Origin of the sequence: Salinivibrio sp. AR647, assembly GCF_001995415.1 — a bacterium.
Lineage (GTDB): Bacteria > Pseudomonadota > Gammaproteobacteria > Enterobacterales > Vibrionaceae > Salinivibrio > Salinivibrio costicola.
The window spans coordinates 209,143-216,521 of the sequence record NZ_MUFE01000006.1 but is presented as its reverse complement, the minus strand read 5'-3'; the positions used below and the strand labels follow the sequence as shown (position 1 = coordinate 216,521).

Below are 7,379 nucleotides of genomic sequence, written 5' to 3'. Positions count from 1 at the left end.
GCTTGAGATATAACCCGGATATCCAGGTACAATATCAGCGCCTAATGGAAAACGGTAAAAGTAAAATGCAGGCTTTAGGAGCTGGAATGCGCAAGCTGGTACAGATTTGTTTTGGTGTTGTAAAACATCAAAGCGAATACCACCCGCAAGTGGTTACATAACCCTTTACGGATGGTTCGGAGAGATGGTATCTACAATTACGCCACTGAGCTATCTACCGCTAAGACAAACTTTTCGATTGCTTTAGCGACACCGTGGTTATCGTTACTTTCGGTAATATAATCCGCGATTTGCTTGGTTGCTTCCATCGCATTAGCCATGGCAATTCCAAGACCCGCATATTCCAACATCGCATGGTCATTTTCTGCATCGCCCATGCAGATCACTTCGTCGGGGTGAATACCTAAGTGTTCTGCAATTGCAGCGACCCCCGCCCCTTTATGACTTGCCGGGTTTAGAAATTCAAGGAAGAAGGGCGCACTTTGCACCACCGTAAACTCCTCGCGCAGCGCTGCGGGTAAAGCACTGATCACTTCATTTAACTTGCTTGGCTCCGCCACCATCAACACTTTAATAATGGGGTGATCATCGCTTAGAGTCTCGAAATCCATCACGGTGATATCAAGCCCGTTGATGTTGGCCTCAATGTCGGTATACGGGTTGAGCGCAGGGGTGATCAATCCGTGCTCGGTACTAAAGGCATGCACATAGGCACCTAATGCTTCAGCATGTAGAGCGAGCGCTTTGGCAGCTTTACCGTCTAGCCCCTTTTGCAAGATCACCTCGTCAGTCCCCACGTTTTTCACCATCGAGCCGTTGTAATACAGCACAAAGTCTTTATCTGAATGAATATCCAACTCATCCAGCTTAGGTTGCATGCCTTCAAGCGGACGGCCAGATGCCAACACCACGGCCACCCCTTTGTCACGCGCGCGGGCAATGGCCTGTTTGTTTTCAGCCGATATTTCTTTATCGCTGTTTAACAAGGTGCCATCCATATCTAGGGCGATTAATTTGTACATCGTCAACTTACCTCAACATCAAATTCAAAACGGAATGGATTCCCTCAGCCTTAATCGGCTCTACAGCAATAAGCTATCGTCAATGGGAATAAAGCGATCAACGCTATTCACGAGGGAGTTGGCACTTAACGCAGGCACTCCAAACACGAAGGCTTCGGTATGATAGCGCTCGCGAATTTTGTTCATCAGCAAATCAAAGTCGCCATCACCAGAGAGCAGAACCACGGTATCGACATCCGGCGCAGCTTCCATCACATCAATGGCAATGCCCACATCCCAATCGCCTTTGGTGCTACCATCGGCGCGTTGAATATAAGGTTTGAGCTTCACGGTAAAGCCAATGTGCCGCAGCGCATCTTGAAATTTGATTTGCTGATCATCATCACGACGAATGGCATAAGCATACGCGGTAACCACTTCACCCATTTGGCTCAGCGTGTGCCACAACTGGCGATAGTTAAACTGGCGCCCGTAGGCTTGGCGTGTGGTGTAGTAGATATTTTGAACGTCGACAAAAACCGCGATTTTTTTCAAGTCAGGCTCACAGTCGGTGGGAGAATTGAAGCCGAAGAGGATACCACATCAGGCTACCGTGACGAAAATCACAAACGTGGCCGCGTCTAGCAAAAACAAAAAAGCCGCTGATAACAGCGGCTTTCGCGAGGGGCACCATTAACTCAACCCAACAATATTACCCTCATCATCGAGGTCAAGTTTCATAAACGCCGGTTTTTCCGGCAATCCGGGCATGGTCATCACATTGCCGCATAAGGCATAGACAAATCCGGCACCGGCACACAATTTCAACTCGCGGATCGGTACATCAAACCCTTGCGGCGCGCCTTTAATCGTGCCATCCGTTGAAATTGACAGCGGCGTTTTCGCCAAACACACAGCTAAATCATCAAGGCCTTGTTGCTTAAATTGTTGCAGCTGCTGCTTAGCAACATCACTGAGCGTGACACTCCCTGCACCGTACCCGACTTCAGCCACGGCCATCAGCTTTTCTTCTAAGCATTGATCGGCTGAATACAAAGGCCTAAAGGTCGAAGGAGCGGCACATTGAGCCATGACTTTCTTTGCCAGTTCACGCGTGCCCTCGCCGCCGTGAGCAAAGCCCTCACTGACGGCAACTTGTACCTGGTTGGGTAACGCCTCGATCATGGCTTTTAATGTCGCAAGCTCAGCATCGCTATCTTGCGGGAAACGGTTGATTGCGACCACCGCCGGCACACCATATTGATTTACATTGTTGATGTGCCACTTCAGGTTTTCAAACCCTGCCACCAATGCTTCATGATCATCCACAAAAAGTGATTCTGGTAGTGGTTGCCCAGGCAAAAAGTTATAGTGCGTTGAGTTGGCTTTTAAGCCACGTAATGTGGCCACAATCACCGCGCAGTCTGGTGCTTTACCGGATGCTTGCGCTTTGATGTTACATGCCTTCTCAAATCCCATGTCTGAGCCAAATCCCCCCTCGGTGACGGTATAATCACCCAGCTTAAGGGCAATGTTATCGGCAATAATCGACGAATTACCATGGGCAATATTGGCAAAGGGGCCGGCATGAATTAGCGTCGGCACGCCTTCTAGGGTTTGCATCAAGGTGGGTTCAATCGCTTCCTTCATACTCACCGCCATCGCGCCGGCCACTTGTAAATCTTCGGTGGTGATCGGCTCACCGGTATGGCTATAAGCCAACACTATGCGGCCGATGCGCTGACGCAAATCGCGAAGATCGCTCGCCAACGCCAAAATAGCCATGAGTTCGGAGGCGGCCGAGATATCAAATCCGCCCTCTCGCTCATAGCCATTAATGGTTTTTCCCGGCTCATTTTTGCCCACAGTAACCATACGTAAGGCGCGATCGTTATGATCCATGACCCGCTTCCACACCACGCGATTCGGATCGATGTTTAACGCTTTTAGTCCGCTTCGAGCTTCAAAGTCGTCATAGCCCAAGCGCTGCTCGTGATAGATGCGCGCGTCAATCGCGGCAGCGGCCAAATTGTGTGCAGCAGTGACGGCATGAATATCACCGGTTAAATGCAGGTTTAGCTCTTCCATCGGGGCCACTTGCGAATAACCGCCTCCAGCCGCGCCGCCTTTTACCCCAAATACCGGCCCCATCGAAGGTTGACGAATACAAGCGGTCACGGATTGGTTGAGTTTCGCTAACCCTTGCGCCAGGCCGATAGTGGTCACCGTTTTACCCTCGCCCAGCGGCGTTGGAGTAATAGCGGTGACCACGACCAACTTGCCAGTTTGATTAGGCGCGAGGCGCTTCAAACAATTGAGAGAGACTTTGGCTTTGTGGCTGCCTTGGGTTTCAAACTCTGCTTCAAGCAAACCGGCTTGCTTGGCAATGGTAGAAATGGAAGTCAGTGTGGTGTTACGACAGATTTCGACATCAGATAGCATGAAACCCTCTCAATAGAGTATAAAATAATCACGTAAACGTTTGCGTGAAAATGATACCGCTAAAATGACCGTTGTAAAGCGAAAGAATATCACAACTAATAGGCGAATTGAGAAGAGGGTTGTTCCTGATCGTTCCCATGCTCCTGCGAGGGAACAAGTTCAATATTCGCTGTCTCAACTTGGGTCGCTGTATTGTTTACTATGAGGGTATTTATTGACACGAAAAATCATTGTTTGAACTTCGGCCGTTCCACCACGTAGGCATATAGCGCGATAAGTGGGAAGATTATTAACGCGAACTCCCCTAACGTGTTCCAAAAGGCATAAGCACCTACCGCTGCGATCAATGCAACGAGGATTAATAACGATCGATCCTTTAGTCGGCGCATGGTTATTGATTCCTTAGCAAGTTGTGGCTGTTTGGTTGGCGTAAAGCATTATCCGCAAAACCAAGCTCTTGAAAAGCTTTTTTAAGCTCTTCACCACTGTATGACGTCTCTCTTGTTGACGCTCTCAACGCTGAAACCAATAATCGCCCCAGCATAAAAAGAAGCTGTGACACCTGCTAATGTTGTTCCTACAGCTCGACTAGCGACTACGCTAATTGAGACATCAGCAGCTTTAGTCATTAAAGCCGCTTCAATACTCGCTAACGCACCTGACATGGTTATGAAAAGCAGCAAGCTTCCGCATGGTAAATGGTCTCTGACTTCGGTGATTCGCTTGCCAGTGTCAGCCGAGGTGGTTGCCATGCGTTGACATTCTTGATCGCTTTCAGCAATGGTTTTCACCGCGCTATCCATAATACTTTGCTAGACAGGATAAAATCTAACCCGCTGTTTTATATCGATTACACTACGCTTAATTAGCGAGGCTGTGATACTGGTTGAAGTGTCATGTAACCGGCAGGAACCGTGTCATATCGTGGTGTGGGTTTGGCTCGCTCCCATGCGGGAACGAGCAGGACTAGCGTTATTTAGACCATATTACTCTGTATCTGGGAAGTTTCTTTCGTTTCGGAGCTTTAATCCAACGTTTACTCGCCCATCGATCAAATTCTTTATGGCTCATACAGTGATATGGGCCGGTAGAAATGCAAGAGCGCTTTACCAACAGTCTATATTTTCGATTAACGCGATAACTTAGCCAGTCCTTGTTCGTCTGAATAACCTTTGGGTGCATGCCTGGCGAGATCTTGTGATCCAATATTTTTACCACCACCTCTTCAGCTTGATGGAGTATTCGAGAAGAGGCTTTAGGCATGATGATTTGAACGCTAACACCATCGCTTATAATTTCCTTTGTCATGCTCCCCTCCCTACTGATAACGTTGCGAAAATTTCTCGGCATCAAATCCGGTTTCCGCTAACGCAACGTCAACAGGCGTGGTAAGCAATGAACGGCTTTTAAAGTAACCTTGCCCATCATTCCCGTTTTGGAAAAATGCACCATCAGGACTGAGCATAAGGTACGAATTGGTCATTGAGTCGTTATCTTCAACAGACATGCAATAAGACACGGAACGATGTCGATCAACAAACGTTTGAAATTGTTGGTCCGTGATGGCTTGAACTGAATCAAACACAGGTAATACCCGCAGTACCTTCCATTTATGGGGCTGAATGCGTGCCATTAAAGTGGTGAAATCTTCTTCAATATTAAACGTATTGACGACAGTATTAACTTTGAGTTCGGTGTGAGGTGAGTAGTGTTTTACTTGGGTAAAAATTGATTCTAGTCGGTGGGAAGATAACGCATGACCCGCAGCTGTCTTGCGACCAATAATCTGCTGTCGCTCGAGGTCGCAAGCATCATAACTAACTCCCAGTAATTGGAGCTTGTGGCTATGCGCCTCAATAAATTGGTCTGTAATTAAATGGCCATTCGTAATAATAGATGTATCAAAGCCTAACTCGATGGCATAATCCAATGCGTCAATAAAGCGTTGCTTTAAAAGCAAAGGCTCTCCACCTGCAAAATTTAGCCTAACACGTTGATACTGTAACTCTTTCTTAATAGGATTTGGTGAAAAGAAGTACTGCGCTAGCTTGAAAAGCAGCGACCGCATATCGTCTATATTTCGGTGGAGCTCATTAGGCTTTGCCCATTTTGCATAGCAGTAATGGCAGTCGTAATTGCACTTCTCAGTAATGTGGTAATTGATAACGAGTTGATTTGCTTTGTTCATAACACTACTCCTTCTGGGTGACAGAAGTAGTGTTGATTTGTGCAATGCACAAAAAAGCTTTTTTTTACTCGGGTAAACTGTTTAGCAACGACGTAAAGCGCAGAGCCTCTTGATACTCTTGATTCACCCGACTCACCAGCGCAGCTAAACCGCGATCACGATCCATCAAGGCACTATCGACTTGCTCGGCAAGTTGTGCCGCTTTTGTCAGATCTTGCTCGAACCAGTGAAAGAGAATTTGCTCTTTCAATGACAGTGACAATCGCTGATCTCTAAGCAATTGATGAAGCAGCCCTGTGTTATACATCTCCATATCCGCATTGGGTAAGCGTTGATCGTGAAAGGGACTCGTTAAACGCTGTTCTCGCAATTTGAACTCATCATTTTGCATCTCACCGATAAACTGCTGTGCCGCCTGAGTTAAATGTGCAGTCGACTGAACAGATTGCGCGTTGAGCAAGATCTCTTCGCATAAGGTGGCGCTTTCGGTGCGAGCGGAGGAATCWTCAAATACTTTTTTGACGAATTTGGTGTCACTAAAAAAAGCATCTAACACAAGTGCGTTAAACAAGCAGTCTTGCCCTTGCGAGGTCAAATTCGTTTTTCCACGCTTGTTTATGCTCGCGTCACTAAACTCTTCTTTTCGCACCCACGCAGGCGGGATGACCTTGTTGCGCACGTAACTATTCGCTTTTGAGCGAAGGTTCTGGCTTCCTTCCACTCCAAATAGACTTTTCACTGCTTCATTGGTATTCATTAACGACATATAGCACGCTCCAACAACCGAGCTTCAGAATAGGTATCATCAAGCCCCACAGAGGCGACCACCTCTGCGGCTCTATAAACAGACCGCGAGACATAACTAGTGCAAATGTTGTCGACATTCATGAGTGCTCCTAAGCAATATCCTGCACGGAAGCTTTCTTCCTTCGATGTGGTAAGAAAGGCACCAAAATGGGGATCATCTTTCTTATCATAGATTTCGATATATTCTTGGCAGGCGGAGACCAAAAATTCGGCACTGCCTGCTTTAGCATCCGAATGTATTAACGCGTAGCTGGGCTGAGCAACGCATAAAAGACACAATACTAAATAACAAGCGACTCTCATTCTGCAACTCCTTCGCGGTTAATTTCGCTGGTTTGATTTTTAGCTCTGGCAAGCGTGTTGATTCGATAATAGCTATAAAGGAAGGTGGCTGCCATCAACAGATAAGATAATAAATCAACCAAAGGTAGTCTGGCATAATGTTCCCAATTAAAATGAAAATATTTCTTGTTTACCACAAACACAGAAACCACTAGTAAAAATACATAAGCCTGATGCACCCACGGCGTGATAATTTTTCTTACGATTGGTACATCTATCTGCCGGCAACGCTTTATGTAATGATAAAAAAATACCACTAAGAAAACTAAAAACAGTGTCTCGATTAGATCGATCTCTGTGAAAGAAAAGGCGTATTCAAAAACCTCGAAAGGTGTCAACGCATAGACGAATAGGCCTAATAAAAATAGCGTTAAGAGCCAAGCCCATTTCAAAAAGAATGCAATGCCGAACAGCAATTTGCCGATGATACTTGTGTTTTTCTTAACCATATTAATAAACATTCCTGTTTTTTATGCCTTCTTTCGTACCTGTGCGGGAACGAGAAATCAGCCGGCTTCGTACACAATAGCGACTGTATTGTTCGAGGCATCTTTTATGTTGCGGCTAAGTGTATATGTAGGCAATTTCCTACTCCAGTT

The 7,379-nt window shown here is 46.4% G+C and carries 9 protein-coding genes; all 9 read right to left on the bottom strand.

The window, feature by feature from the left end:
- Positions 1 to 197: 197 nt before the first annotated feature.
- Positions 198 to 1,022, bottom strand: a complete 825-nt coding sequence (locus BZG76_RS09700) for a Cof-type HAD-IIB family hydrolase (protein WP_077461172.1) — start codon at positions 1,020 to 1,022, stop codon at positions 198 to 200.
- A 60-nt stretch (positions 1,023 to 1,082) separates the two neighbouring features.
- Positions 1,083 to 1,556: an NYN domain-containing protein gene (locus BZG76_RS09695; protein ID WP_077461171.1), complete on the bottom strand. Its 474-nt coding sequence runs from the start codon at positions 1,554 to 1,556 to the stop codon at positions 1,083 to 1,085.
- Positions 1,557 to 1,694: 138 nt separating this feature from the next.
- The gene (locus BZG76_RS09690; protein WP_077461170.1) at positions 1,695 to 3,443 is read right to left on the bottom strand and encodes a formate--tetrahydrofolate ligase; all 1,749 of its coding nucleotides are present in this window, start codon (positions 3,441 to 3,443) and stop codon (positions 1,695 to 1,697) included.
- A 479-nt stretch (positions 3,444 to 3,922) separates the two neighbouring features.
- On the bottom strand, positions 3,923 to 4,234 hold the full coding sequence (locus BZG76_RS09685) for a hypothetical protein (RefSeq protein WP_131825325.1): 312 nt from the start codon (positions 4,232 to 4,234) through the stop codon (positions 3,923 to 3,925).
- A 181-nt stretch (positions 4,235 to 4,415) separates the two neighbouring features.
- On the bottom strand, positions 4,416 to 4,706 hold the full coding sequence (locus BZG76_RS15665) for a ParE family toxin-like protein (protein ID WP_443216262.1): 291 nt from the start codon (positions 4,704 to 4,706) through the stop codon (positions 4,416 to 4,418).
- A 55-nt stretch (positions 4,707 to 4,761) separates the two neighbouring features.
- Positions 4,762 to 5,631 (bottom strand): viperin family antiviral radical SAM protein, encoded by an 870-nt coding sequence (locus BZG76_RS09675; RefSeq protein ID WP_077461167.1) that lies wholly within the window; start codon positions 5,629 to 5,631, stop codon positions 4,762 to 4,764.
- Positions 5,632 to 5,695: 64 nt separating this feature from the next.
- A complete protein-coding gene (locus tag BZG76_RS09670; protein WP_077461166.1) occupies positions 5,696 to 6,397 on the bottom strand; it encodes a hypothetical protein in 702 nt (233 codons plus the stop codon).
- On the bottom strand, positions 6,388 to 6,741 hold the full coding sequence (locus BZG76_RS09665; RefSeq protein ID WP_077461165.1) for a hypothetical protein: 354 nt from the start codon (positions 6,739 to 6,741) through the stop codon (positions 6,388 to 6,390). The genes BZG76_RS09670 and BZG76_RS09665 overlap by 10 nt, the downstream gene beginning before the upstream one ends.
- Entirely contained in the window at positions 6,738 to 7,229 is a 492-nt protein-coding gene (locus BZG76_RS09660; protein ID WP_131825324.1) for a hypothetical protein, read from the bottom strand. Before BZG76_RS09660 ends, BZG76_RS09665 begins: the two co-directional genes overlap by 4 nt.
- Positions 7,230 to 7,379: the final 150 nt, after the last annotated feature.